This window comes from Streptomyces sp. SP18BB07, assembly GCF_036322545.1.
GTDB lineage: Bacteria > Actinomycetota > Actinomycetes > Streptomycetales > Streptomycetaceae > Streptomyces > Streptomyces deccanensis.
This window is the reverse complement of record NZ_JAQYWT010000370.1, coordinates 471,746-495,182: the sequence shown is the minus strand read 5'-3', so window position 1 is coordinate 495,182 and position 23,437 is coordinate 471,746. Positions and strand designations below refer to the sequence as shown.

Annotated in this window: 20 protein-coding genes, 3 tRNA genes and 3 pseudogenes; 12 read left to right on the top strand and 14 right to left on the bottom strand. The window is 68.6% G+C overall.

Annotated elements, in window-relative coordinates; all coding sequences use genetic code 11:
- Window positions 1–162 precede the first annotated feature (162 nt).
- From PUR53_RS47655 to PUR53_RS47640, 4 genes are all read right to left on the bottom strand, one after another.
- On the bottom strand, window positions 163–2,097 hold the full coding sequence (locus tag PUR53_RS47655; protein ID WP_329912592.1) for an ABC transporter ATP-binding protein: 1,935 nt from the start codon (window positions 2,095–2,097) through the stop codon (window positions 163–165).
- Window positions 2,097–3,830 (bottom strand): ABC transporter ATP-binding protein, encoded by a 1,734-nt coding sequence (locus PUR53_RS47650; RefSeq protein ID WP_239754084.1) that lies wholly within the window; start codon window positions 3,828–3,830, stop codon window positions 2,097–2,099. Before PUR53_RS47650 ends, PUR53_RS47655 begins: the two co-directional genes overlap by 1 nt.
- 138 nt (window positions 3,831–3,968) lie before the next feature.
- On the bottom strand, window positions 3,969–5,423 hold the full coding sequence (locus PUR53_RS47645) for an FGGY family carbohydrate kinase (protein ID WP_329899337.1): 1,455 nt from the start codon (window positions 5,421–5,423) through the stop codon (window positions 3,969–3,971).
- A gap of 69 nt (window positions 5,424–5,492) precedes the next feature.
- Entirely contained in the window at window positions 5,493–5,798 is a 306-nt protein-coding gene (locus PUR53_RS47640; RefSeq protein ID WP_220648928.1) for a YtxH domain-containing protein, read from the bottom strand.
- 175 nt (window positions 5,799–5,973) lie between these two features.
- Here PUR53_RS47640 and PUR53_RS47635 point away from each other — a divergent pair.
- From PUR53_RS47635 to PUR53_RS47615, 5 genes are all read left to right on the top strand, one after another.
- A tRNA-Asn gene (locus PUR53_RS47635) sits at window positions 5,974–6,046 on the top strand.
- A gap of 6 nt (window positions 6,047–6,052) precedes the next feature.
- A tRNA-Asn gene (locus PUR53_RS47630) sits at window positions 6,053–6,128 on the top strand.
- 184 nt (window positions 6,129–6,312) lie between these two features.
- Window positions 6,313–6,386: transfer RNA gene (locus PUR53_RS47625), tRNA-Ile, on the top strand.
- 335 nt (window positions 6,387–6,721) lie between these two features.
- A complete protein-coding gene (locus PUR53_RS47620; protein WP_033530157.1) occupies window positions 6,722–6,955 on the top strand; it encodes a type II toxin-antitoxin system VapB family antitoxin in 234 nt (77 codons plus the stop codon).
- Complete coding sequence (locus PUR53_RS47615; protein ID WP_329912591.1) at window positions 6,952–7,359, top strand: PIN domain nuclease; 408 nt, start codon at window positions 6,952–6,954, stop codon at window positions 7,357–7,359. Before PUR53_RS47620 ends, PUR53_RS47615 begins: the two co-directional genes overlap by 4 nt.
- Before the next feature lie 1,711 nt (window positions 7,360–9,070).
- On the opposite strand, the gene PUR53_RS47610 is transcribed toward PUR53_RS47615, so the two are convergent.
- Entirely contained in the window at window positions 9,071–9,481 is a 411-nt protein-coding gene (locus PUR53_RS47610) for a hypothetical protein (RefSeq protein ID WP_329912590.1), read from the bottom strand.
- Between the two features lie 200 nt (window positions 9,482–9,681).
- Here PUR53_RS47610 and PUR53_RS47605 point away from each other — a divergent pair, with 200 nt between their 5' ends.
- Genes PUR53_RS47605 through PUR53_RS47595 form a run of 3 tightly spaced genes read left to right on the top strand, consistent with a single transcriptional unit; the run spans window position 9,682 to window position 12,889 of the window.
- Entirely contained in the window at window positions 9,682–10,890 is a 1,209-nt protein-coding gene (locus tag PUR53_RS47605; RefSeq protein WP_329912589.1) for a sensor histidine kinase, read from the top strand.
- A gap of 60 nt (window positions 10,891–10,950) precedes the next feature.
- Complete coding sequence (locus PUR53_RS47600) at window positions 10,951–12,153, top strand: sensor histidine kinase (RefSeq protein ID WP_443080451.1); 1,203 nt, start codon at window positions 10,951–10,953, stop codon at window positions 12,151–12,153.
- Between the two features lie 52 nt (window positions 12,154–12,205).
- Window positions 12,206–12,889 carry a response regulator transcription factor gene (locus tag PUR53_RS47595; RefSeq protein WP_329901705.1) on the top strand — a complete coding sequence of 228 codons (684 nt, stop codon included), beginning with the start codon at window positions 12,206–12,208 and terminating at the stop codon, window positions 12,887–12,889.
- Window positions 12,890–13,210: 321 nt separating this feature from the next.
- Here PUR53_RS47595 and PUR53_RS47590 read toward each other — a convergent pair whose 3' ends face one another.
- Window positions 13,211–13,489, bottom strand: a complete 279-nt coding sequence (locus tag PUR53_RS47590) for a hypothetical protein (protein WP_329912587.1) — start codon at window positions 13,487–13,489, stop codon at window positions 13,211–13,213.
- A gap of 243 nt (window positions 13,490–13,732) precedes the next feature.
- Between PUR53_RS47590 and PUR53_RS47585 the strand changes: the two are divergent.
- Window positions 13,733–14,049, top strand: a pseudogene (locus PUR53_RS47585) (IS256 family transposase); the annotation flags it as partial.
- 1,220 nt (window positions 14,050–15,269) lie between these two features.
- Here the strand turns inward: PUR53_RS47585 and PUR53_RS47580 are convergent.
- The 3 genes from PUR53_RS47580 to PUR53_RS47570 all read right to left on the bottom strand — a co-directional run bounded on the left by PUR53_RS47580 (window position 15,270) and on the right by PUR53_RS47570 (window position 17,552).
- Complete coding sequence (locus PUR53_RS47580) at window positions 15,270–15,689, bottom strand: ester cyclase (RefSeq protein WP_329901703.1); 420 nt, start codon at window positions 15,687–15,689, stop codon at window positions 15,270–15,272.
- A 44-nt stretch (window positions 15,690–15,733) separates the two neighbouring features.
- Complete coding sequence (locus PUR53_RS47575; RefSeq protein WP_329912585.1) at window positions 15,734–16,687, bottom strand: alpha/beta fold hydrolase; 954 nt, start codon at window positions 16,685–16,687, stop codon at window positions 15,734–15,736.
- A 100-nt stretch (window positions 16,688–16,787) separates the two neighbouring features.
- Complete coding sequence (locus PUR53_RS47570; RefSeq protein WP_329901701.1) at window positions 16,788–17,552, bottom strand: 3-oxoacyl-ACP reductase family protein; 765 nt, start codon at window positions 17,550–17,552, stop codon at window positions 16,788–16,790.
- Window positions 17,553–17,684: 132 nt separating this feature from the next.
- Here PUR53_RS47570 and PUR53_RS47565 point away from each other — a divergent pair, with 132 nt between their 5' ends.
- Entirely contained in the window at window positions 17,685–18,278 is a 594-nt protein-coding gene (locus PUR53_RS47565) for a TetR/AcrR family transcriptional regulator (protein ID WP_086799757.1), read from the top strand.
- Here the strand turns inward: PUR53_RS47565 and PUR53_RS47560 are convergent.
- The 4 genes and pseudogenes from PUR53_RS47560 to PUR53_RS47545 form a co-directional block, all read right to left on the bottom strand.
- Window positions 18,256–18,936, bottom strand: coding sequence for an IS110 family transposase (locus tag PUR53_RS47560; protein ID WP_329912584.1), 681 nt, complete (start codon window positions 18,934–18,936; stop codon window positions 18,256–18,258). The two genes, PUR53_RS47565 and PUR53_RS47560, sit on opposite strands and share 23 nt — an antisense overlap.
- A gap of 47 nt (window positions 18,937–18,983) precedes the next feature.
- A pseudogene (locus tag PUR53_RS47555) lies at window positions 18,984–19,256 on the bottom strand (TetR/AcrR family transcriptional regulator); the annotation flags it as partial.
- A gap of 124 nt (window positions 19,257–19,380) precedes the next feature.
- Complete coding sequence (locus PUR53_RS47550; protein WP_329901699.1) at window positions 19,381–19,509, bottom strand: hypothetical protein; 129 nt, start codon at window positions 19,507–19,509, stop codon at window positions 19,381–19,383.
- Between the two features lie 184 nt (window positions 19,510–19,693).
- On the bottom strand, window positions 19,694–20,701 hold the full coding sequence (locus PUR53_RS47545; protein ID WP_443078320.1) for a GlxA family transcriptional regulator: 1,008 nt from the start codon (window positions 20,699–20,701) through the stop codon (window positions 19,694–19,696).
- Window positions 20,702–20,791: 90 nt separating this feature from the next.
- Between PUR53_RS47545 and PUR53_RS47540 the strand changes: the two are divergent.
- Window positions 20,792–21,727, top strand: a pseudogene (locus tag PUR53_RS47540) (NADP-dependent oxidoreductase); the annotation flags it as partial.
- Window positions 21,716–22,519: a nuclear transport factor 2 family protein gene (locus PUR53_RS47535; RefSeq protein ID WP_329901718.1), complete on the top strand. Its 804-nt coding sequence runs from the start codon at window positions 21,716–21,718 to the stop codon at window positions 22,517–22,519. The pseudogene PUR53_RS47540 and the gene PUR53_RS47535, both read left to right, overlap by 12 nt.
- A gap of 408 nt (window positions 22,520–22,927) precedes the next feature.
- Here the strand turns inward: PUR53_RS47535 and PUR53_RS47525 are convergent, their stop codons facing one another.
- Entirely contained in the window at window positions 22,928–23,353 is a 426-nt protein-coding gene (locus tag PUR53_RS47525) for a hypothetical protein (RefSeq protein ID WP_329912583.1), read from the bottom strand.
- Window positions 23,354–23,437: the final 84 nt, after the last annotated feature.

Here is a 23,437-nt window from a genome sequence, read left to right as displayed (position 1 = left end):
GGTGCGTGGGGGCTGGTCGCGCGGTTCCCCGCGCCCCTGAAAAAGCGGGGCTGCGCCCTGCTTTTTCGGCCCGAAAGGCCGTAGGCCTTTCAGGGGCGCGCGGAACTGCGCGAGAAGCCCCACCGGGCCCGCACCCGACGACGCACCTCTCAGCCCACCCCCTCAGTCCACTTCAGCAACCGCCTCAGCGAACTGCGCCCGATACAGCCGCGCATACGCCCCACCCGCCGCCAACAACTCCTCGTGCGCCCCCTGCTCCACGATGGAACCGTCCTCCATCACCAAAATCGTGTCGGCGTCCCGAATCGTCGACAGCCGATGCGCGATCACGAACGACGTCCGCCCGTGCGCCAGCTTCGCCATCGCCTTCTGGATCAGCACCTCCGTACGCGTGTCCACAGAAGACGTCGCCTCGTCCAGCACCAGGATCACCGGATCCGACAGGAACGCCCGAGCGATCGTGATGAGCTGCTTCTCACCCGCGCTCACCCCGCTCCCCTCGTCGTCGATCACGGTGTCGTACCCGTCCGGCAGCGTCCGGATGAACCGGTCCGCGTGCGCGGCCCGAGCCGCCTCCTCGACCTCCCCCCGCGTCACCTTCCGCGCGGCGGACGCCCCGTACGCGATGTTCTCCGCGATGGTCCCCCCGAACAGCCAGGTGTCCTGGAGCACCATGCCTATCCCGTCGCGCAGTTCGTCCCGCGACATGGACGCGACATCGACCCCGTCGAGCGTGATCCGCCCCCCGGTGACCTCGTAGAACCGCATCAACAGGTTCACCAGCGTGGTCTTCCCCGCACCCGTCGGCCCCACGATCGCCACCGTGTGCCCCGGCTCCACCACCAGCGACAGATCCTCGATCAGCGGCTTGTCGGCCTCGTACCGGAAGGACACGCCCTCCAGCGCCACCCGCCCCCGCAGCTCCTCGGGCCGCACCCCGGGCACCGCGTCGGCCTCCTGCTCCTCCGCGTCGAGCAGTTCGAAGATCCGCTCGGCCGACGCGACCCCCGACTGCACCAGGTTCGCCATCGACGCGACCTGCGTCAGCGGCATCGAGAACTGCCGCGAGTACTGGATGAAGGCCTGCACATCACCGATGGACAAGGACCCCGTTGCCACCCGCAGTCCACCCACCACCGCGACCAGCACATAGTTGATGTTGGACACGAAGAACATCAGCGGCTGCATGATCCCGCTGTTGAACTGGGCCTTGAACCCCGCCTCGTACAGCCGCTCGTTCTCCTCGGCGAACCGCTGCGCGGACTCCTCCTGGCGCCCGAACACCTTTACGAGCGTGTGCCCGGTGTACATCTCCTCGATGTGCGCGTTGAGCTTGCCCGTCACCCGCCACTGCGCGACGAAGTGCGGCTGCGACCGCTTGCCGACCCGCGTGGCCACCAGGAACGACACCGGTACGGTCACCAGCGCGACCAGCGCCAGCAGCGGCGACACCCAGAACATCATCACCAGCACCCCGATGATGGTGAGCAGCGAGTTGATGAGCTGCCCCATCGACTGCTGCAGCGTCTGCCCGATGTTGTCGATGTCGTTGGTCGCCCGGCTCAGCACCTCACCGCGCTGCCGCTTGTCGAAGTACGACAACGGCAGCCGCGACAGCTTCGCCTGGAGCTCCTCACGCATGTGGTAGACGGTCCGGTTGATGGCCCGGTTGGAGAGCCGGGTGGCCGCCGCCATCAGCAGCCCCGCCACCAGGAAGATGCCGAGGGCAACCAGCAGCACTGTGCCGACGGCGTCGAAATCGATGCCCTTGCCCGGCGTGAAGTCGGTGCCCGCCAGCATGTCGGCGACCGCGCCGTCCCCGCGCTCGCGCATGGACGCGAGAACCTCGGCCTTGGTGGCGCCCGCTGGCATCTCCCGCCCGACGACACCCGCGAACACCAGGTCGGTCGCCTTGCCGAGGATCCACGGCCCCAGCACCGACAGCCCGACGCTGAGCACCGCGCACAGGACCATCGCGTACATCGTGAACCGCTCGGGCCTGAACTGCGCCAGCAGCCGCTTCCCGGACCCCTTGAAGTCCATGGAGTGCTGGTCGGGGGCCCCGGCCCCCGCCATCCGTGCCAACGGCCCGGCCATCAGGCTGCCTCCGCTTCCGTGAGCTGGGAGAGGACGATCTCCCGGTAGGTCTCGTTGTCCGCCATCAGCTCGTGATGCCGGCCCGTGCCGACGACCCGGCCCTCGTCGAGGACGACGATCCGGTCGGCGTCCCGGATGGTCGCCACCCGCTGGGCCACGATCACCACGGTCGCGTCGGCGGTCTCCCGTGCCAGTGCCGCCCGCAGTGCGGCGTCGGTCGCGTAGTCGAGCGCGGAGAAGGAGTCGTCGAACAGATAGATCTCCGGCCGCTGCACCAGCGTCCGCGCGATCGCGAGCCGCTGCCGCTGCCCGCCCGACACGTTCGTCCCGCCCTGCGCGATGGGGGAGTCCAGCCCGTTCTCCAGCCGCTCCACGAACTCCTTGGCCTGCGCCACCTCCAGCGCGTGCCACAACTCCTCGTCGGTGGCGTCCGGATTGCCGTACCGCAGGTTCGTCGCCACGGTCCCGGAGAACAGGTACGGCTTCTGCGGCACCAGCCCCACCGTCCTCGCCAGCAGTTTCGGGTCGAGCGTCCGTACGTCGACGCCGTCCACCAGCACCTCGCCCTCGGTGACGTCGAACAGCCGGGGCACCAGCCCGAGCAGCGTCGACTTCCCGCTGCCCGTGGACCCGATGACGGCCGTGGTCTCACCGGGCCGCGCCACGACCTCGATGGACCTGAGCACCGGCTCCTCGGCACCCGGATAGCGGAACCCCGCACCCCGGACCTCCAGGAACCCGTGGCGCCGCAGCTCCCGTACGGGCTCGACCGGCGGCACCACGCTCGTGTCGGTGTCCAGCACCTCCTGGATGCGCTCGGCGCACACCTCGGCGCGCGGCATCATCATGAACATGAACGTGGCCATCATCACAGCCATCACGATCTGCATCAGATAGGCGAGGAACGCCGTGAGCGCGCCGATCTCCATGCCGCCGCTGTCGATCCGATGGGCTCCGAACCACACCACGGCGATCGACGAGAGGTTGATGACGGTCATCACGATCGGGAACATCAGCGCGAGCATCCGCCCGGTCCCCAGCGACACGTCCGTCAGCTCGACGTTCGCCTTCCGGAACCGGTCCTTCTCGTAGTCGTCCCGCACGAAGGCCCGGATCACCCGGTTGCCGGTGATCTGCTCCCGCAGCACCCGGTTCACGGTGTCCAGCCGCTCCTGCATCGTGCGGAACAGGGGGCGCAGCCGGCGCACGATCAGGCTGACGGAGATCCCGAGCACCGGTACGACGGCGAGCAGCACCCCGGACAGCGGCACGTCCAGCCCGAGCGCCAGCACGATGCCGCCGACGCACATGATCGGCGCCGACACCACCAGCGTGAACGTCATGAGCACCAGCATCTGCACCTGCTGCACATCGTTCGTGGTCCGGGTGATCAGCGACGGCGCCCCGAAGTGACCGACCTCACGCGCCGAGAACGACTGCACCCGGTCGAACACGGCGGCCCGGATGTCCCGGCCGACCGCCGACGCGGTGCGGGCGCCGTAGTACACGGCCCCGATGTTGCACACGACCTGCACCAGCGAGATACCGATCATCAGCGCGCCGAAGGACAGGATGTAGCCCGTGTCCCCCTTCACCACGCCCTCGTCGATGATGTCCGCGTTCAGGGTGGGCAGGTAGAGCGTGGCGCACGTCTGCACGAACTGCAGCAGCACCAGCAGGGTGATCGGTGTCCGATAGGGACGTAGATGACTTCTCAGCAGACGTATGAGCACGCGAGATCTCTCGGAGTCGAAGACGGGGTTCGGGACGCACCAGCCCCCATCGTCGAACACTCCACCCGCGTTACCTCAACCGAATTAACCCGACGGTGAGGGATCGATGGCCGAATCTCGCAGGCGCACCCGAGGCGCTCACGTCCGGAACGCCCCGGGATGCGTCTGTTCCCGGACCGCCACGTACTGCTGCCGGACCGCCTGCCCCACCGCCAGCTCGTCCCCCGGCTCCAGCACCTGCGCCGCCGCCCCCGGCCACATCGGAGGCGTACGCGGATCGAGCGCCCCCTGCGAGACCCCGAGCGCCCACGCCGCCTGCCGGGCCGCGCCCACCGCCGCGTAGTCCGCCGGCTGCGGCACCACCACCTGCACCCCGAAGAGCGCCGGCGCCGCCGCCTGCACGGCCGGCAGCTCCGCCGCCGCACCCAGCAGGAAGATCCGCCGTACGTCCACGCCGCGCCCGCGCAGCACGTCCAGCGCGTCCGCGAGCCCGCACAGCATGCCCTCGAACGCGGCCCGCGCGAGGTGCTCCGGCTTCATCGACTCCCGCCGCAGCCCGGCGAGCGTCCCCGCCGTGTGCGGCAGGTTCGGCGTCCGCTCGCCCTCCAGGTACGGCAGCATCACCAGCCCGTGCGACCCGGGCGTCGACTTCATCGCCAGGTCGGACAGCGCCTCCAGATCGGCCACGCCCAGCAGTTCGGTGGCCCCGCGCAGCGTCCGTACGGCGTTGAGCGTGGTGACGACCGGCAGATGCATGCCCGTGGCGTCGGCCAGCGAGGTGATCATCCCGGAGGAGTCGACGAGCGCCTGGGTGTGGACGGCCATGACCGACCCGGAGGCCCCCAGTGACACCACCGCGTCCCCGAGCCCGATGCCGAGCCCGAACGCGGCGGCCATGGTCTCGCCGGTGCCGGCGGAGATGAGGAGTCCCTCCGGCGTCGTCCCGGCGGCGTCGGAGGGGCCGAGCACCTCGGGAAGCATCACCTGGTGCCCGAGCGCCATCTCGACGAGATCCGTGCGGTACTGCCCGGTCGCCGCGTTCCAGTACCCGGTCCCGGACGCCCCGCCCCGGTCCGTCGTCCTCCTGACCGGCCGCCCGAGCAGCTGCCAGACCAGCCAGTCGTGCGCCTGGAGCAGTACGGCCGTCCGCATCGCGGCGTCCGGTTCCGTACGGCTCATCCAGCGCAGCTTGGTCACCGGCTGCGCGGCCCCCGGAACGCAGCCGACGGCCTCCGCCCACGCGCCGCGCCCCCCGAGCGCGTCGACGAGGTCGGCGGCCGCCACCTGGGTCCGCCTGTCGCCGCCGACCATCGCCGGACGCACGGTGTTGCCCTGTGCGTCCAGCGCGATCAGCCCGTTCTGCTGGGACGAGACCCCGATGGCCTGCACGCCCTCCAGCAGCCCGCCGCCGGCCGCCTCGCCCAGGGACAGCAGCCAGGCCTGCGGGTCGACGTCCGCCGGACGCCCCCCGCTCTCCGCCGGCTCCAACGGGTGCGGGGCATACCCCTGCCTGAGCACGGCCCCTGTGTCCGAGTCACAGACGACAATGCGCGTAAAATCGGGCGAACTGTCCAGCCCGGCGACTATCCCCATGGCAGAAATTCTGCCGCACGGGAAGGGGTGGGAGCGCCGCGCGCGGGTCCGGTGGGTGCGATGTGGCTCCTATGTGTTGCTGGTGCCCCAGTCGTCCCCGGCCGAGCCGTTGGCGTTGCGTGCCCGCAGCGAGCGGACCCGCTCGGCGACCAGATCGGGCATACGGTCACCGACCTTCTCGCTGACCACGTGGTAGGCCTTGCCGGCGTAGACCCGCCCCTGCTGGGCGGCCGACTCGGCGGTGTTCCGCACAGCGGGGTTCTGCGCGACCTGCCGTGCCGACTTCTTCAACTGCTCGTAGCGTTCGCGACCGGCCTTCGTGCCGAGCACGTACCCCAGGGCCAGTCCGGCAAAGAACGTGAGCCGATAGCGCATGGCGACCACCCTTCCCTTACGTCTGCGTCGGTCCCTTGCGTTGCCCTGCGCGGGCGACGGGCGCGGGGGATACCGATTGGCGGAGCACCCCCCTGCTTGCGCTAATGTATGTGTCGCAGCGAGCGCACGCCCCCTGGCGAATACCCAGGGAGATACGTTCGATGCAGCGAGGCGATCCTCCGTAGCTCAATTGGCAGAGCAGCCGGCTGTTAACCGGCAGGTTACTGGTTCGAGTCCAGTCGGGGGAGCTTCGATCTTCCGTAGCTCAATTGGCAGAGCAGCCGGCTGTTAACCGGCAGGTTACTGGTTCGAGTCCAGTCGGGAGAGCCAGCGAGGATGGACCGAGGAAGGACCCCGTGGGGGTCCTTTTTCATGTTCGGGGGAACCGTGTGCGCCGCGCCGAGGTCTTCAAGGTCAAGAAGCGCATGCGAAGGCCGACCATCCGAAGCAGGAGATCGTATGAGCGGCTATGCTGCGGCAGACGGCGCGCACACATGTACGCGACACGCCGTACGGGGCGGTAGCTCAGCCGGTTAGAGCAGCGGACTCATAATCCGTCGGCCGTGGGTTCGAGTCCCACCCGCCCCACTCTTCGCTACGCGAGGAGAAACCTTCTGACCAGGCATTCTCCTGGTCAGGGCGAGAGTCTGAGGGTCCTGGCGACCTCGTGGTGATCATGATTTCTTGATCGTCTGGACAAAGTCTGGACGCCGATTCCGGTTAAGTCAGGCATGGCGCTTATGGGGTGTTTCGTGTCGGCGTCGGACAAGTCTCCGCTGGCTCGCCCCGCAGTGAGAAGTGGGTCCATGTGAACGCCTTGACGCCGGCGCGCCTCCCCTGCGTGGTCTGTTTGTGATTGATGGTCGCGCTCGATGTTGGTGATGTATCCTGGGTGCATACATCGTGGACGTTGGAGGTGTGCGATGTCCGTCACGCAGATTGATCTCGACGACGAGGCACTGGCCGAGGCCATGCGGCTCATGGGTGCCACGACGAAGAAGGAGACCGTCAACGCGGCGCTTCGGGACTACGTGGCACGGATCAGGAGGCTCGAGGCCGCGGAGAAGCTGGCCGCGCGAGGTGAGCGCGGCGAGTTCGAGCAGGCCGCAGCGGCGCATGAAGCCGAGAAGCGTGCGCGGCGCGAGGCCTTCGAGTGATCACGTATCTGGTCGACACCTCCGCTCTGTGGCATCTGTTCCGTACCCCAGGTGCGCTGCGTCCCTGGGAGGGACACATCGCCGCCGGGGTGTTCCACCTCTGTGAGCCGACACGTGCCGAATTCCTCTACTCGGCGACCAGCCCGTCTCACCGAGATGAGCTGGCCGAGGAACTGGACGCGCTCTGTCTGCTCTCCCCGGTTCCGAAGAACGCTTGGCGGTGGGTCGACACCGCCCAGTACAAACTGACCCAGAGGGGCCAGCATCGGGCGGCGGGAGCGGTCGACCTGTTGGTGTGTGCGACAGCTGTACACCATGGGCACACCGTCCTCCACGTGGACAATGACTTTGCGACGGTGGCCGGAGTCCTCAAGGAAGTCCAGCAGCGAGACGCACGAGCCTGATCTCCGGAGGCAGGAACACGTCTGTCGGCTTCTAACCTCGGTGATCGATGTCTCCGGGGCGCATCACTACGACCTATCCCCGCATACGGGAGGATAGCTCCGGGCGCCTCCGCGCCTTCAAGGAACGGGTGCTGGAGCCCTCGCACGCGGGGATAGCTCCAACCGGGACGGCCGGTGGTCGCCGCGGAATCCGTCGGCCCCGAGTACTCGGGGATAGCTCCGGCGCCCACGTCTGCAAGTCCATCCAGCGGTCGGCCCCGCGCACGCGGGGATAGCCCGTACGGTGTCACCGTTGAGGCGAAGGAGGAAATGTTGGCCCCGCGTACTTGGGGGCGATCCACCTGCCCCTGAGTCGCTGCGCGTTGGAAAGGAAATCCGCTGCGCATGGTTTCGAGACCCTCTCCCCAGCTGGGGAGAGGATCCTTGGACCGGGTGTACCTGTCCATCCGGGACGCGTTCGGGACGCAAGGTGGACACAAGGATCGGAAAAGACTGACAAGGACCGGGAAGGGACGCGGCGCAAAACCCCATCTGACCTGGGAAAGCAGCCAAGATGAGCATTGATCGACAAGGGCCGCCAAGATCCTCAAAGGACTCATAATCCGTCGGCCGTGGGTTCGAGTCCCACCCGCCCCACTTCAGTAGGTCTCTGACCTGCGGAAACGTTCATTTTTGGATGTCGGAGCGTCAACTTCGCCTGAACGGACTGAATCCGCTGCTCGTGGGTTTGGAGACCGGCGGCGCTCGGGGGAGCTTCAACCCCTCTGACCTGCGGTGGAATAGGTGATCGAGGTTGTCGCTCGCCGTCCGGGCGACCGTCCTGAGGGGCGATGTCAAGACTCAGGGGCCGTACAGGGGCCGGGACGGCGCGGCCGTGTCCAGGCCGACGGTGTCTCCAAACCGATTCGTTGTCCATTGGCGGGTTGCGCGGCACGGGCTGCTGTCCCCAGCGCGGAAGTCGAGTACCGGGCCGGCGGCGGAGGCAGTGCGGATGCCGGCACAACGGGTGCGTGGGCGCAGGGAGGGTGACCTCGGCTGTTCATCGTGCTGTGGAGACACTGTTGCCTTTGTGTCACTCGATCCGTGATGTCGTCCAGCGGTGTCGGCGGCCTGCGGCGCCGATGGCGCACCTGGCGTTCCGTGGCGGCGGGTGACTGCTGAGAGAGCGTCCTGGCGATCGCCGATGGATCCAGGAAACGGCCCGAAGAGGGAAACGGCCCCGATGGATTACTCGACCCTCTTGCGAGGAGCCCTGCGGTTGGTGACACCGGCCAACAGAAACTTCGCAGGGACGGGGCGATCCGGCCCGGGCTCTGGCCGGTCCCGCGTGGCCGGAGCGGCCTCGGCGCGGCAGAGTGCGCGGCGGTCGGGACCGGGCCCTGCGCGAACTCGTCGGCGAGTTGTCGACGCGACCTGGACCTGGGACACCGTGGGATCAACTGCCCACCCGCGTCGCCGAGAACGGCAGCGGTGGAAGCGCCGTCCACCAGTGGTGCGAGCCGGCAGGTCTCTCAGAGAGCGACAGGGACCACGAGGACAGGAGTCAACCGACAAGGATCGCGCGAGGCCGTTCCGGTGGCGCGCTCGCGCGGAGGCACTTTCCGTCGCCGTTTCGACTGATTTGGTCTGTATCTCGAAGTGTTGGACCGTTCTGGGTTCGGTGGATTTTCTACCGAACCCAGAACGGTTTCAGTCCACAGTGCCTACCGGCTTACCAAGCTGCGTCCCCGCAGATGTGCTTTTGTCCGGTCGTTGCGTTGTCGATGCAGACGCGCGAGGCGGCGTTCGTGCCGTTCCAGTGGAAGCCAGTCGCAGCCGTGGAGTTCAGTAGGAAGTAGCTGCTCGATACCGGCGTCCAGCCGTAGCCGTCAGAGCCGAGGCGCATGCGCTCCAGGTACACAACACACTGGTTGTTGTTCCATGACTGGCCGAGAGCTTGTACGTACCCGTTGCTGGAGTCACGGTTCAACCAGCCCTTGCAGCTCCCTGCGTAGGTATCCTTGCCGGCGATGTAGTCGATCGACTGTGCGGCGGCGGTCGCCGAGGTCGCCGCCGATATGCCACCGCCCAGCAAGGTGCCGGTGATAATGGCAGCGGTGGCGAGACTGCGTACACGGTTCATGGTTTTGATCCCATCCAAAGCAGGGCCTGCCCGAGGCGATGTTGCCCGGGTGTAGGAAAGCTAGCCGGAAGGGCTGTTCCCCCTCGCCCAACCGTGGGTTGAACTGCGCCTGCAACCAGGGTGGTTGGCGGTGTACAACGTGGGGTGTAGCTGTGGTGGAAAGCCGGGTGGAACGGTCGCTCGGGGCCTACGCTCGGACGATGTTCGCGCAGCGCATGTGGAGCGGGGCGGTTCGCCGGGCCTTCCCACAGGTGGCGGACATAGTCCACGCGGTGGTGTCGGTCTGGCTCTCGAGCACCGTGCTGCGCAACTTTCCCGACCCGCACGGCTACTGGCGGCACACCGATGTATGGGCCTACGTGCTGATCGCCCTGGTCTATCTTCCGCTGGCCGTGCGCCGCCGGGCTCCCCTGGCCGTGCTCGTCGGCACGGCGGCCTGCGTGTTGTGTTACTTCACCCTGGCCTACTACCACGTGGTCGTTGTCAGCGGACTGGGCCTGGCGCTCTACACCGTCGCGGCGCAGTGCCCGCGCAGGGTCGCTGCGCAGTGCGCCGCCGCATCGCTGCTCGTGCTGCTGTGGGGGGCGCGGCTCGCCGAGGCCGGGAGCGGCCCGTTCAGTGTGGCCTTCGTGATCGTGATGGTCGCCGTCGCCTGCGTGACCGGCGACCGGGCTCGCCGGCTCGCGGAGCGCGGCGAGCGGCTCGCGGTGCTCACCGAGCAACTGCGCCTGGAGCAGGAGGAGAAGGAGCAGCGGGCCGTCATGGCCGAGCGCATGAAGATAGCCCGTGAACTGCACGACGTGGTCGCCCACCACGTGTCCGTGATCTCCGTGCAGACCGGCCTGGCCGGATACGTCTTCACCTCCGATCCGAGGACGGCCCGCGAGGCGCTGGAGACCATCGCGGGCAGCGCCCACGAGGCCATGGCGGAAATGCGCCGGATGCTGGTCGTGCTCAGGGAAGGGACCGAGCGCGCCCAGCAGGAGGAAGGAGCGGGCGACCACACCGCGACCCCCGGACTCGGGCGGCTGAACCAGCTGGTCCGGCGCGTCGAAGCCGCGGGCGTCTCCGTCGACGTCCGGATCACGGGTGCCCCGTTCGCGCTGCCGCCGGGCGTCGACCTGTGCGTCTACCGAGTGATCCAGGAAGCTCTCACCAACGTCATGAAGCACGCGCCGGCGGCGAATGCGAGCGTCTCGGTGCACTTCGACGAGGCCGCGGTCCGCGTCCGGGTGGCCGATGACGGACAGGAGGCAATTCCCGTCGGCACCACCTCAGGGCCTGCCGGCCATGGTTTGATCGGCATGCGCGAGCGGGCCGGTATCTACGGCGGGACGGTGACCGCCGGCCCCGGCCCGCAGGGCGGGTTCGAAGTCGCACTGACCGTCCCCGTGCCACGCGGCAGGTGAACAAGCGTCCCTGTGGTGGAAAGCCGGGTGGAGCGGTCGCTTGGGGCCTACGCTCGGACGATGTTCGCGCAGCGCACGTGGGGCGGGACGGTTCGCCGGGCCTTCCCACAGATGGCAGACACCGTCTACGCGGTGGTGTCGCTCGGCATCATGGGCGCCATGCTGCGCAACTGGCCGAACTCGGAGGGCTACTGGCGGCACACCGATGTATGGGCCTACGTGCTGATTGCCCTGGTCTATCTTCCGCTGGCCGTGCGCCGACGGGCTCCCCTGACCGTATTCGTCAGCACGGCGGCCTGCACCCTGTGCTACATGACCCTGGCCTACTACCACGTGGTCGTCGTCTGCGGACTGGGCCTGGCGTTCTACACCGTCGCGGCGCAGTGCCCGCGCAGGGTCGCTGCGAAGTGCGCAGCGGGGTCGCTGCTCGTGCTGCTGTGGGGCACGCGGCTCGCCGAGCCCGGGATCGGCCCGCTCAGTGTGGTCTTCGTGACCGTGACGGTCGCCGTCCTGTGGGTGACCGGCGACCGGTCCCGCCGGCTCGCGGAGCGCGGCGAGCGGCTCGCGGTGCTCAGCGAGCAACTGCGCCTGGAGCAGGAGGAGAAGGAGCAGCAGGCCGTCATGGCCGAGCGCATGAGCATAGCCCGTGAACTGCACGACGTGGTCGCCCACCACGTGTCCGCGATCTCCGTGCAGACCGGCCTGGCCGGATACGTCTTCACCTCCGATCCGATGACCGCCCGCACGGCGCTGGAGACCATCGCGGGCAGCGCCCACGAGGCCATGGCGGAAATGCGCCGGATGCTGGTCGTGCTCAGGGAAGGGACCGAGCGCGCACAAGTGGGGGTGGGCGACCACAACGCGGCCCCCGGACTCGGGCGGCTGAACCAGCTGGTCCGGCGCGTCGAAGCCGCGGGTGTCTCCGTCGACGTCCGGATCACGGGTGCCCCGTTCGCGCTGCCGCCGGGCGTCGACCTGTGCGTCTACCGAGTGATCCAGGAAGCTCTCACCAACGTCATGAAGCACGCGCCGGCGGCGAGCGCGAGCGTCTCGGTGCACTTCGACGAGGCCGCGGTCCGCGTCCGGGTGGCCGATGACGGACAGGAGGCAATGCCCGTCGGCACCACCTCAGGGCCTGCCGGCCATGGTTTGATCGGCATGCGCGAGCGGGCCGGTATCTACGGCGGGACGGTGATCGCCGGCCCCGGCCCGCAGGGCGGGTTCGAAGTCGCACTGACCGTCCCCGTGCCACGCGACAGGTGAACAAGCGTCTCGGCTCCCGGACGGGCAGCCGCGAGGAAGGCGGAAACCACGCATGCCCACAGTGCTCGTCGCAGACGACCAGATCCTCATCCGCTCGGGACTCGTCGCACTCCTGCGGGCCGCACCGGGAATCGAGGTCATCGGCGAGGCGCGGGACGGCGAGGAGGCCATCGAGATCGCCACGCAGACAAGACCCGACGTCATCCTGATGGACATTCGGATGCCGGGCATCAGCGGGATCACCGCCACCGAGCGCATCCTTGCCCAGGCTGCGCCCTCGCCCCCCAAGATCCTCGTCCTGACCACCTTCGACCTCGACGAGTACGTCTACGGCGCGCTGAAGGTCGGCGCCTGCGGCTTCCTTCTCAAAGACACCCCACCGGACCGGCTGCTCGCCGCCATCGACACCGTGCACGCCGGCGACATGCTGTTCAGCGCCTCAGTGATCAAAGGGCTCATCGAGACCTACACCCCCCGCCCGGCCGCGCCCGAGCCGCACTTCGGGCTGGACACGCTGACCCCCAGGGAGTTAGAGGTCCTCGGGCTGGTCGGGGCGGGCATGTCCAACTCCGACATCGCCCAGCGACTCGTGCTCAGCACGGCGACCATCAAGACACACGTCCACCGCTGCATGAGCAAGCTCACGCTGAACAGCCGGGCCCAGGCGGTGGTCTTCGCGTACGAGACCGGACTGACCTCCCGCGGCGCCGCATCCTGGGGCACGGACAACACCTGAGGTGTTGGAACTGCCATGTCGTCAATAACGCCCGGGAGCGTCAAAGGAGCGCGACCGCCGCCGGGCCCTCGCGGCCTGGCGCGGTGAGACGGGAGATGATCCTCGACGCCATCGCAGCGGGGCCCGACGCCGTCTCATGGACGGCGTCCCGTACGCCAGTGCCCCTTCCCGGCATTCGAGCTGCCGGGAAGGGGCACTTCGTATGCGCCCTGACCAGGGCTCCGGCAGAGCTCCGGGCGTCCCCGTCCGTCAGCGCCGGGCGGCGTCTGACGCGCGGGTCGGCACGCGGTCGGCTGCCCTACTGTTGGCCCACATCTACGCTCACCCGAAGCCCCAAACACGCGGGTAGGCGAGTGAGGAGTTGTAGCTCGTGCAATATGCGTAGGACGTCGTCCCGGAAGCCGCGGTGGCGCCAATCGCGACCTTGCCGTTTTTGCACCTTGCCCACCCGTTGAAGGCGCCACCGGTGCACTTGATCCCGGCCGTGTTGCCGTCGTCGAACACCTTCGTGCAGGTGAGCGCGGACGGGGCGGCGGAGACGCTGTTCGCCGTGGCCACGAGGCCGGAGCCGGCCAAGGTCAGGATGGCGAACGTACTCATGAGCTGTCGCTTCATTTCCAGGTCCCTTCAGTTCCCGAATACAGGGGAGTCCGCCCCCCCCCAGCGGTGGTGCGGTCGCGCGCCCGGGGTGATGTTGTCCGGGTACCTGGAAAGCTAGCTGGGAGGACTGTTCCCTCTCGCCCAACCAGGGGTTGAACTGCGCCTGCAACCAGGGTGGTTGCCGGTGTACCACCAGAGGCGTAACTGCGGTCGTAAGCCGGGTGGAGTGATTGCTTCCGGCCTGCGTTCGCCAAGAGCCACGGCACGAAGATCACCGACGATCGGGAGGAGCCGCTGGCGTTCTACGACTTCCCGGCAGAGCATGGGATCCACTTGCGGACCATGAATCCGCTGGTTGTCGAGTCGACGTTTTCCACCGTAGAGCCGCAGACCAAGGTCACCCGCGGCGCCGCAGCGCCGGCCGCGGCACTCGCGATGGTGTTCAAGCTCGTGGAGTCCGCCCAGCCCCGCCGGCGCGCGATCATCGGCGCCCACCTGGTCCCCTGGGCCGCGCCGGCTCCAGGTTCGAGAACGGCGTCCTGGTGGAGCGGTCCGAAGCGGGTGATGCGCGAACTGATCGAGCTTTCCTTCACTACCGGCCTCTGACGAGCAGCCCGCGAGGATCCGCAGGGGCCGTACAGGGGCCACACGGACAGGCGCGGATCGACACGGGCCATGCAGGGCTGACAACGATCACCATGTCTGACCTGCAGGAACGCCAAGGATCGGCGTGGATCGGCAGGGGCCGCCAAGATCCTCAAAGGACTCATAATCCGTCGGCCGTGGGTTCGAGTCCCACCCGCCCCACTTCGGCAGGTCTCTGACCTGCGGAAACGCTTATTTTGTCCTGTCGGAGCGTCAGCTTTGCCTGAACGGACTGAATCCGCTGCTCGTGGGTTTGGAGTCCGGCGGCGGTCGGGGGAGCTCCGACCCATCTGACCTGCGGCTGAGTAGATGATCGAGGGTGTCGCTCGCGGCCCGGGCGACTGCCTTGGGGGCCGATGTAGAGATCCAGGGGCCGTACAGGGGCCGTACAGGGGCCGGGGCGGCGAGGGCGTCGGCCCAGCGGGGTCGCCGGCGGCCTATTTCCGAAGTGTGCGCCCGGTGAGTCGGCCAGGCCGCACAGGAGGTCTGAATCAGCTGTCGCCGTGAACTGGCATCCCCTCTCCGTGGACATGGCCCTCGGCGGTCCATGCGCCGATCATGCCCGTGTGAGGACCATGCAGACGGGTGAGTCAGTTCTGTGGTGGGCCGTGGATCGAGGTCCTGCGCCAACGGTGCGGCCGTCGGCCGCCGCGCGGGCGGCCGTGAGGAGTTCGTGCGCGGCGCGTCCCTGAGCAGTTGATCTGCGTCCGCCTCGATGCTCGGCAGGGTGTCGGAGTCGGCGTCGAAGCCGACAACGACGGGAACGACGGGAACGACGTGGGACCGTCCTTGCGGCGTGACGTTTCTGGCCCCGGGTAGACACGCTCTCGTTCTCGCTGAACGCGGAGGCCGTCACGATACTTTCGCGAGGCTCGCTGCAGGATGCGCTTGACCGGGACCTGGAGCTTCGCGCCGGTGATGGTGTACGGGACCGCGCCTTGATCTTTCTCTGCACCGCGTCAATCGAGCGGGCGCTTCCGGGTGTGTCGTCAGACGGCCTTCAGGAGCCGACGGGGCAACAGATTGAGCTATGAGAACGCCCGGTGAAGGGTCTATGGGGCGATCGACTTCGGCTCTTCGCCGGGGGTTCTCGTCTGGTCAGCTCACGCCGCGCCGATGTGTCTTTGCTGCTGCCTCAGTCGGTGAGCTGCATCTGCATCTGCAGTTGCAGCAGTTCCTCGACGTGCCGGATCTCGACGATCCGGCCGTCGACCACGCGCGCGAGATCGATGCCGGAGCAGGTCACATCACGGCCGGTCGCGGGCAGTCCGAACCAGGGGCCGGTGTGGGTCGCTGTGATCACCCACTGGGAGACGACCCAGCCGTCGTCGGTCTCTGCCTGGTAGACGATCTCGTGGTGAGGGTTGGTGAACCCGTCGCGCATGGCGGCGACCATTTCCTTCATCCCCTCGATCGCCGAGGGAGCCCCTGGGGGCAGGTTGTGGTCGATGAGATCGGGCGAGACCAGGCTGTCCAGTGCGGCGGTGTCGCCCGCGTCGAAGGCGGCGAATACGCGGGTGGGGACATCGCGGGCGGACGTGGGTTGGCTGTTCATCAGGGGTTTTCCTCTCGTCTCGGTGTGCTGGCGCTCGAAGTCGGTCAGGCTGTGGGGTTGGTGGGGTAGAAGGCGTTGATCTCGGCCAGGACGCGGTCGGGTGCTTCGTGGAGGAGGAAGTGTCCGGCGCCGGGGACGTCGGCGGAGGTGGCGTGGGGGGCGGCGTCCTGGAGGGGCGGCAGGACCATGTCGGCGAGGCCGGCCTGGGTGATCATGCGGACCGGGATGGTCAGCGGGGTCTGCTGGAGTTCGGTGTTGTCGGCCTCGTCCTGGGTCTCGGTCCGGTAGAGCTCGAAGCCGGCGTGCAGGACCTGGGGGCGGGAGTAGAGCCGGACGAACTCGGCCAGTTCGTCGGCGGAGATGTTCTCGCCGGCGGTCTTCATGCCCTGGAAGAAGTGGGTGAGGAAGGTCTCGACCCGGCCGGTGACCAGTTCCTCCGCGAGGGGACGCTGCTTGTTGAAGGAGAAGTGCCAGAACATCGACTCGATGGCGGCGAACTTCAGGTTCTTGCCGGTCAGGCCGTAGTCCATGAGGAACAGGCCCGACACCTGCTCGCGGTACTGGGCGGCCAGCGGGTAGGCGACGCTGACGCCGAAGTCGTGGGCGACGACCTGCACGTTCTCGTGGTGGCCGAGGTGGTCGAGCAGCTTGTGGACGTAGGTGGCCAGGACCGTCTTGGCCCGGGAGGGCGGGTTTCCGGTCGAGTCGCCCAGGCCCGGCAGGTCGATCGCGATGACGGTGCGGCCGGGCAGCAGCGAGGGCATGATCTGGCGGTACTCGTACCAGCTCTGCGGCCAGCCGTGGAGCAGCACCATGACCTGCGGGCCGTCGCCGCCGATGACGTAGTGCATCTGTACGTCGTCGATGGTGGTGAAGCCGTGCCGGAAGAGCTTGTTGAACTCGGCGTCGTCCTTGGTCGCCGCGTCGTAGCCGGGGCTGAGCGGCTCCTCCGACCCGACGGCCAGGGCGGTTGCGGAGGCTGTGGTGGAAGCGTTCATGGTCGTGGTACGTCCTTTGTGACAGGGGGTGTCGTCGTGCACGGCGGTGCGGCTGGAGGCCGGTGGACCGCGCCTGCTTGCGGCCGCCCGGGGTGGGCGGTCAGACAGCGATGCCGCCGTCGACGTTCCAGCTGGTGCCGGTGATGAAGTGGGCTTCGGGGCCGGCGAGATAGGCGACGGCGCTGGCGATGTCGGCGGGCTGGGCGAAGTGGTCGAGTGGCATGAGCTGCTTCAGGGATTCCGCGTACGGGCCGGAGTCGGGGGTCATGTCCGTAGCGGTGGGGCCGGGCTGCACGTTGTTGACGGTGATGCCGCGCGGACCGAGTTCACGGGCCAGGCCGCGGGTGAGACCGGCGACGGCGGCCTTGGTCAGGGCGTAGACGGTTGCGCCGGGGAAGGGGACGCGGTCGACGATGACGCTGCCGATGGTGATGATGCGACCGCCCTGGCCGAGGTGGGGAGCGGCGGCCTGGACGGCGCTGAACACGCCCCGGACGTTGACGGCGATCAGCCGGTCGAACTCCTCCAGCGGGAAGTCCTCGATCGGCGCCATGTGGGCGACGCCGGCGTTGTTGACGAGGATGTCCAGTCGGCCGAAATGCTCCGTGGTGCGGCTGACCGCGGCCCGGACGGCTTCGTGGTCCGCGTTGTCCGCCTGTACGGCCAGGGCGCCCGTCGCCTCGGCCACGGCGTCGGCCTGGTCCTTGGCGCTGGCGTAGGTGAAGGCGACCTGGGCGCCGTCGGCGGTCAGACGGCGCACGATCGCGGCACCGATGCCCCGTGAGCCGCCCGTGACCAGGGCGGTTTTGCCTTCGAGGAGCCGCATGCCGGACTGGGTGGTGCCGGGGGCGGGCTGGGTGCTCATAAGAGGGGTCTCCGATGTCTGCGTCGCTTCATTTACGAACCGAACCGATCGGTTACTATATGCACGATGACATTAACCTGAGCAACCACGGGATTCATTCCGTAGCGGCGAACTTTTCTCAAGGAGGCTTCGATGCCCAGCACGGGACGGCCCCGGTCCTTCGACACCGACGAGGCGCTGGAGGTGGCGATGCGGGTGTTCTGGGCCGAGGGTTACGAGGGTGCCTCGCTCGCCGCGCTGACCGAGGCCATGGGGATCAACCGGCGCAGCATCTATGCCGCCTTCGGCAACAAGGAGGAGCTGTTCCGCAAGGCCGTCGACCGCTATGTGCAGGGCCCGGGAGCCTTTGTGGCCCCGGCACTTGAGCTGCCCACCGCGCGGCAGGTGGCCGAGGCGATGCTGCACGGAGGCGTGGAGGCCCACACCGCGCCCGGCTGCCCGCGCGGCTGCCTGCTGGTGCAGTCCGCGCTGGCCGCCGGTCCGGAAAGCGAACCGGTCCGCCGCGACCTGGCCGAACGCCGCGAGGCCGGAGTAGCCGCCCTGCGGAAACGGTTCGAACAAGCCCAGGCGGAGGGCGACCTGCCACTCACCGCCGACCCGGAAACCCTCTCCCGCTATGTGCACACCGTCGGGCAGGGCCTCGCCGTACAGGCCGCCGGCGGCGCCAGCCGAGAGGACATGCACCGCGTCGCCGACCAGGCACTCAGCACCTGGCCGAGTAACTGAAGCCTCGCGGCGCCGGCCGGCCGGACGGTCTGCGCGGGTGCGAACGGATCTGAGTGGTCTGACGGGTCCGGTCGTCGACCAGGTCGAGGCGGGAGGCGGGCGGAGTGCGCAGGTCGACGGCTGTCTCGTCGCCAGGCCGCAGGCGACCGGGATCTTGGCGCATGCGTGCCTGGTCGGCGATGACGAACGCATCCCTCTCAGCCGTCCTGCTCTGCCGCGATAGGCGGCCGACGCTAGGTGTACGGGCCTTCCCCGCGCAGCTGGGTTCAGAGTCGCGTCGCGGCGCTGGGGCGCCGCGACGCGATCGGGGTTCGGCGAGGGGCGGAGCCGACGTGGTGTCAGGCGCGTGGGAAGCCCTCGGCATCGAGGCGGAAGACGAGCTCGGCCTCGTCGCGCTTGGTGGTGTGCAGTTCCCAGTAGAGGGGGCGATCTGCTCGGGCTTGGCCGCCTCGACGCCGGGGATGACGGAGACGCCGATCGACGAGTCGATGCCGACGTGGGCGGCCTGGATCCCGGTGCCGTCCTGCTCCTTGTGCAGGTTCATCGCCCAGTTGCGCAGCGCCGCTGCGGCGGCGTTGACGTTGGCGACCCGTGGGTCGGGCCAGATCGAGCCGGCGCCGGTGGTGTAGAGCAGGGTGCCCGCGCCGGTCTCCCGCATCGCCGGCAGTACCGCCTTGGTGGCAGTGATGGCTCCGTAGAGCTGGAAGTTCCCACCATCATCGTGAAGAGCCCGATCGCTTGGCCGCGGGCGGACTGCGGATCCTCGGGTGCCAGGCGGGCGGCGAACTCGTCCAGGATGGCTTTGGCGCCGTCGGTGTAGGCAGCCTTGGCTCCGTCACCGCAGCGGCCGATCTCGTCGAGCAGGGCTGCGTTCGGGCAGCCGTCGCCGGGGTTGTCCCGGTGCCCGGGCGACAGATACTCGCGGATGAGATCCTCGAGTCCCACGCGGCCGGGCCGCAGCCCGCCGAACTGCTTCACCAGTGGGGATCGGAGCCGCGCGGCGCGACCTCGCGGTCATCGCCGGTACACCGGTGCCCGACTGGGTCGTACGTACGCCGAAGCGCCCGAGGAAGGCGACTTCCTCGGGCACAAGGCGTTCCGGTCAGGCGGCGTAGGTCGGGTAGTCGGTGTAGCCGGCCGTGCCGCCGTCGTAGAAGGTGGCGGGGTCGGGGGTGCTCAGGGGTGCGCCGGCGCGGATGCGCTCGACCAGGTCGGGGTCGGCGAGGGCCATCGAGCCCACGGTGGCGACGTCGGCGATGCCGTTGTCGATGCCCTTGGCGCGGGTGGCGATTTCGGCGCCGGCCCGGGTTGAGGATCAGCGTGTGAGGACGCAGCTCGACTCACGGGTGCGTTTGCTGTCATACCCGCGACCGATATCGGTCCCCGGTGCAGCTGATGGTATGACGTACATAATTTTACGATCCAGGGCGACATACTTGACCGTCCCGCCGGGCATCCGCCGCGGCGGCACGGCTCGCTGCCAGTGGGCCTCGGAAGGTGCGCCGGTAGGCCAGTGGTGTGACGCCGATAGCGGCGTGCAGGTGTTCGCGCAGCGAGGTGCCGCCGGCGAAGCCGACCTGGCCGGCGATCTCGTCGACCGGCAGGTCGGTGGATTCCAGCAACTGCCGGGCCCGGTCGACGCGTTGCTGGATGAGCCAGCGTCCGGGGCTCAAGCCGACTTCTTCTTTGAAGCGGCGGGCGAAGGTGCGCTGGCTCATGTTCGACTGCTCTGCAAGGTCGCTCAGCGTCAGCGGCTTGTGCAGGTTCTGCAGCGCCCACTGCCGGGCGGCGGACGTGTCGTTCGCCGTTGCGTCGGGGACCGGGTGTTCGATGTACTGCGCCTGGCCTCCGTCGCGCCACGGGGGGACGACGCAGGTGCGGGCCACACGGTTGGCGATCTCGCTGCCGTGGTCCTTGCGGACAAGGTGCAGGCAGACATCGATGCCGGCAGCGGCACCGGCCGAGGTCAGCACGTCGCCTTCGTCGACGAACAGAACGTTCGGGTCGAGTTCCACCTGCGGGTACCACTCCCGGAAGAGGCCCGTGGCGTGCCAGTGCGTGGTGGCCCGGTGCCCGTCGAGCAGCCCCGCCGCGGCCAGCACGAAGGCGCCGGTGCAGGTCGACACGATCCGGGTGCCGGGGGCCACGTACGCGAGGACTTGCGCCAGGTCGACCGACGTCTGACGGCGGGGGTTGCCGGTGTGGAACGGCGCGATGATGACGGTGTCGGCGGTGCGCAACGCCTCCGGGCCATGATCGACGCTGATGGAGAAGTCCGCGTTGGTGCGCACCGGGTGACCGTCGATGGTGCAGGTCACGACCTCGTAGCGGCCGTCCGCGGCGCCGAAGACGCGGTGGGGAATGCCCAGGTCGAACGGGTACACCCCGTGCGAGGCGAGGACAACGACGCGGTGCACCTTGATCACGGCAGGATCCCGTCGAAAATTGGCGATCGCGCCATTGTAGGGGCCTGTGACGGCGGCCAGGCTGGGCCCATGACGGACACCGAGACCATGCGAGCCATCAGCCAGGACACCTACGGCGCCCCCGACGTGCTGCAGGAGACCCTGCTGCCCAAACCGGCGCCAGGGGTGAGCGAGATCCTGGTCGCCGTCCACGCGGCCGGGGTCAACCCGACCGACTGGTGGAGCCGGGCCCAGTCCACGTTCATCGCCCGGCTGCCCTTGGTGCTCGGCTGGGACGTCTCCGGCGTGGTCGAGGCCGTCGGCGTGGGCGTCACCGTGTTCAAGCCCGGCGACGAGGTCTTCGGCATGCTGCCCTACCCGGGCGGAGTCGGCTCGCACGCCGAGTACGTGACCGGGCCGGCCCGCGTCTTCACGCACAAGCCCGCCGGGATCGACCACGTCCAGGCGGGTGCGCTACCGCTGGCCGCGCTGACCGCCTACCAGGCACTGGTCGACACCGCCGGCGTCCGGGCCGGGCAGCGAGTCCTGATCCACGCGGCGGCCGGCGGCGTCGGTCACCTCGCCGTGCAGATCGCCAAGGACCGCGGCGCGTACGTGATCGGCACCGCCAGCGCCGCCAAGCACGACTTCCTGCGATCCCTCGGTGCCGACGAGGTCATCGACTACCACAGCGTCGACTTCACCGAGGTGCTCAGCGACATCGACGTGGTCCTCGACCCGATCTCCCGTGACTCCGCCGCCCGCGCCCGATCCGTGGCCGTGCTGCGCCCGGGCGGCACCCTCGTCTCGATCCTTCCGGTACCCGTCGACGCCGGCGAACTGGCGGAGATCGCCGAGCGGGGGATCCGCTACGAGTCGCTGCTGGTCGAGGCCGACCACGCCGGCATGCAGGCCATCGCCGCCCTCGTCGAGACCGGCGCACTGCGCGCCCACATCGACGCCACCTTCCCGCTCGCCGAGGCCGCGAAGGCGCACACGCTCGGCGAGACCGGCCGCACCACCGGCAAGATCGTGCTGACTGTCCGAGACAGCAAGGCACAACTCGCCAAGCAACTGCTGCATGACGTGTTCGTCCTCGGCGACACGGCCATCGTCGATCGGGTCGTGCGGCCCGATTCCTACATCCAGCACAACCCCCTGGCGCCCGACGGAGCCGACGCCCTCAAGAACTTCAGCGGCGCCATGCGACAGCAGTTCCCGCAGGCCGCCTTCGAGCCCCGCCGGATCATCACCGACGGCGATCTGGTGCTGCTGCACTCCCGCTACGTCATGGTGCCGGGCACCGAGGGTCTGGCCGTGTTCGACCTGTTCCGCTTCCAGGACGGCAAGATCGCCGAGCACTGGGACGTCATTCAGGAAGTGCCCGCCACCACGGCCAGCGGCAACGACATGTTCGCCACGCTCAGCGAGCCGCGGACCGACGCGGTCGGGCAGCGGTGGTTCACCGCCTACCACAAGGAACTGGTCACCGCGTTCGTCGACCAACTGCTGGTCCGCAAGGACCTGACCGCCATCGACGCCTACGTGGGCGCCGACTACCACGAACACAGCCCGAACATCTCCGACGGCGCGGTCGGCCTCAAGGCCGACCTGGGCAGCTACTTCGACAAGTTCCCGCAGTCGAGTGTCACCCCGAAACGCGTCATCGCCGAAGGCGACCTGGTCGCCGTGCACAGCCACTACGTCGACACGCCCGGCGAGCGTGGCCGGTCGGTCATCGACCTCTTCCGGGTCCGCGATGCCAGGATCGTCGAGCACTGGAGCTCCGAACAGGCCGTGCCCGAGACCGCCGCCAACGACAACACGATGTTCTGACAGCCGCCGGGGGTGGGGCGAATCTCGTCCAGCCCCGTAAGAGCGACCGGCATCAGGCCATCAGCGCGGCGATCCCCGAACCGTCGATCCCGTCGTTCTTGAACCGACGCCCAGCCGTCTCGATGATCCGCCGCCGCGTCTCCTGCTTGCGCTCTCGCCCGTATCGGGCCCCGCGCCCTCCTTCACTCGTCCAGCCGGCCGCTGGCCGCCACCCCGGGCCCCACTCAAGTGGTTCTTCGGGGGTGGGGGACACGCCCAGGACGTGCCGTTCGCCTTTCACGCGCGGCTGGTTACTCGTCGAGGAACGCGAGCCAGGCGGGCTGCCGCAGATGCCTGCCTGGCTCCGACACCGCTCGCGATCACGCCGCTACAAAACCGCTCCGTGGTGTGCGACGACGTGACGGGAGCTCACCAGGCAGTCTCGCCGCAGTCGCTGACGTAGGTGCTCCAGTTGGTGATGCAGACATGCGTGCCGGCGTTGGTGCCGTTCCAGTGGAAGCCGGTCGACGTGCTGGTGTTCATCACGTCGACGCCGGCGGTCACGCGCCTGTAGTCGTACGAGCCGATGACCTTGCGCTCCAGCCACATTTCGCAGTCCACACCGTTCCAGGACTGCACGAGTCCCTGGACGTAGCCGTCGGTGGACCTGCGGTTCATCCAGCCCTTGCAGCTTCCGACCGTGACGTCCTTGCCGGAGATGTAGTCGATGGACTGGATGCCGGCGGAGGACCTGGGCGTTGCCGCCTGGGCCTGGCTGATGCCGCCCAGCGAGGCGGCCAGGGCCACGCCGGAGATGAGTGCGCCCGTCCGTACGGCCCACTTCGCGCTTGTCACTTCGTCGGCTCCTGTGCGAATACGCATGGTGTCTCCTAGGTTCGTCGGCCCAGTTGCGTGGTCAGCGCGATGGGGCGCACTCAT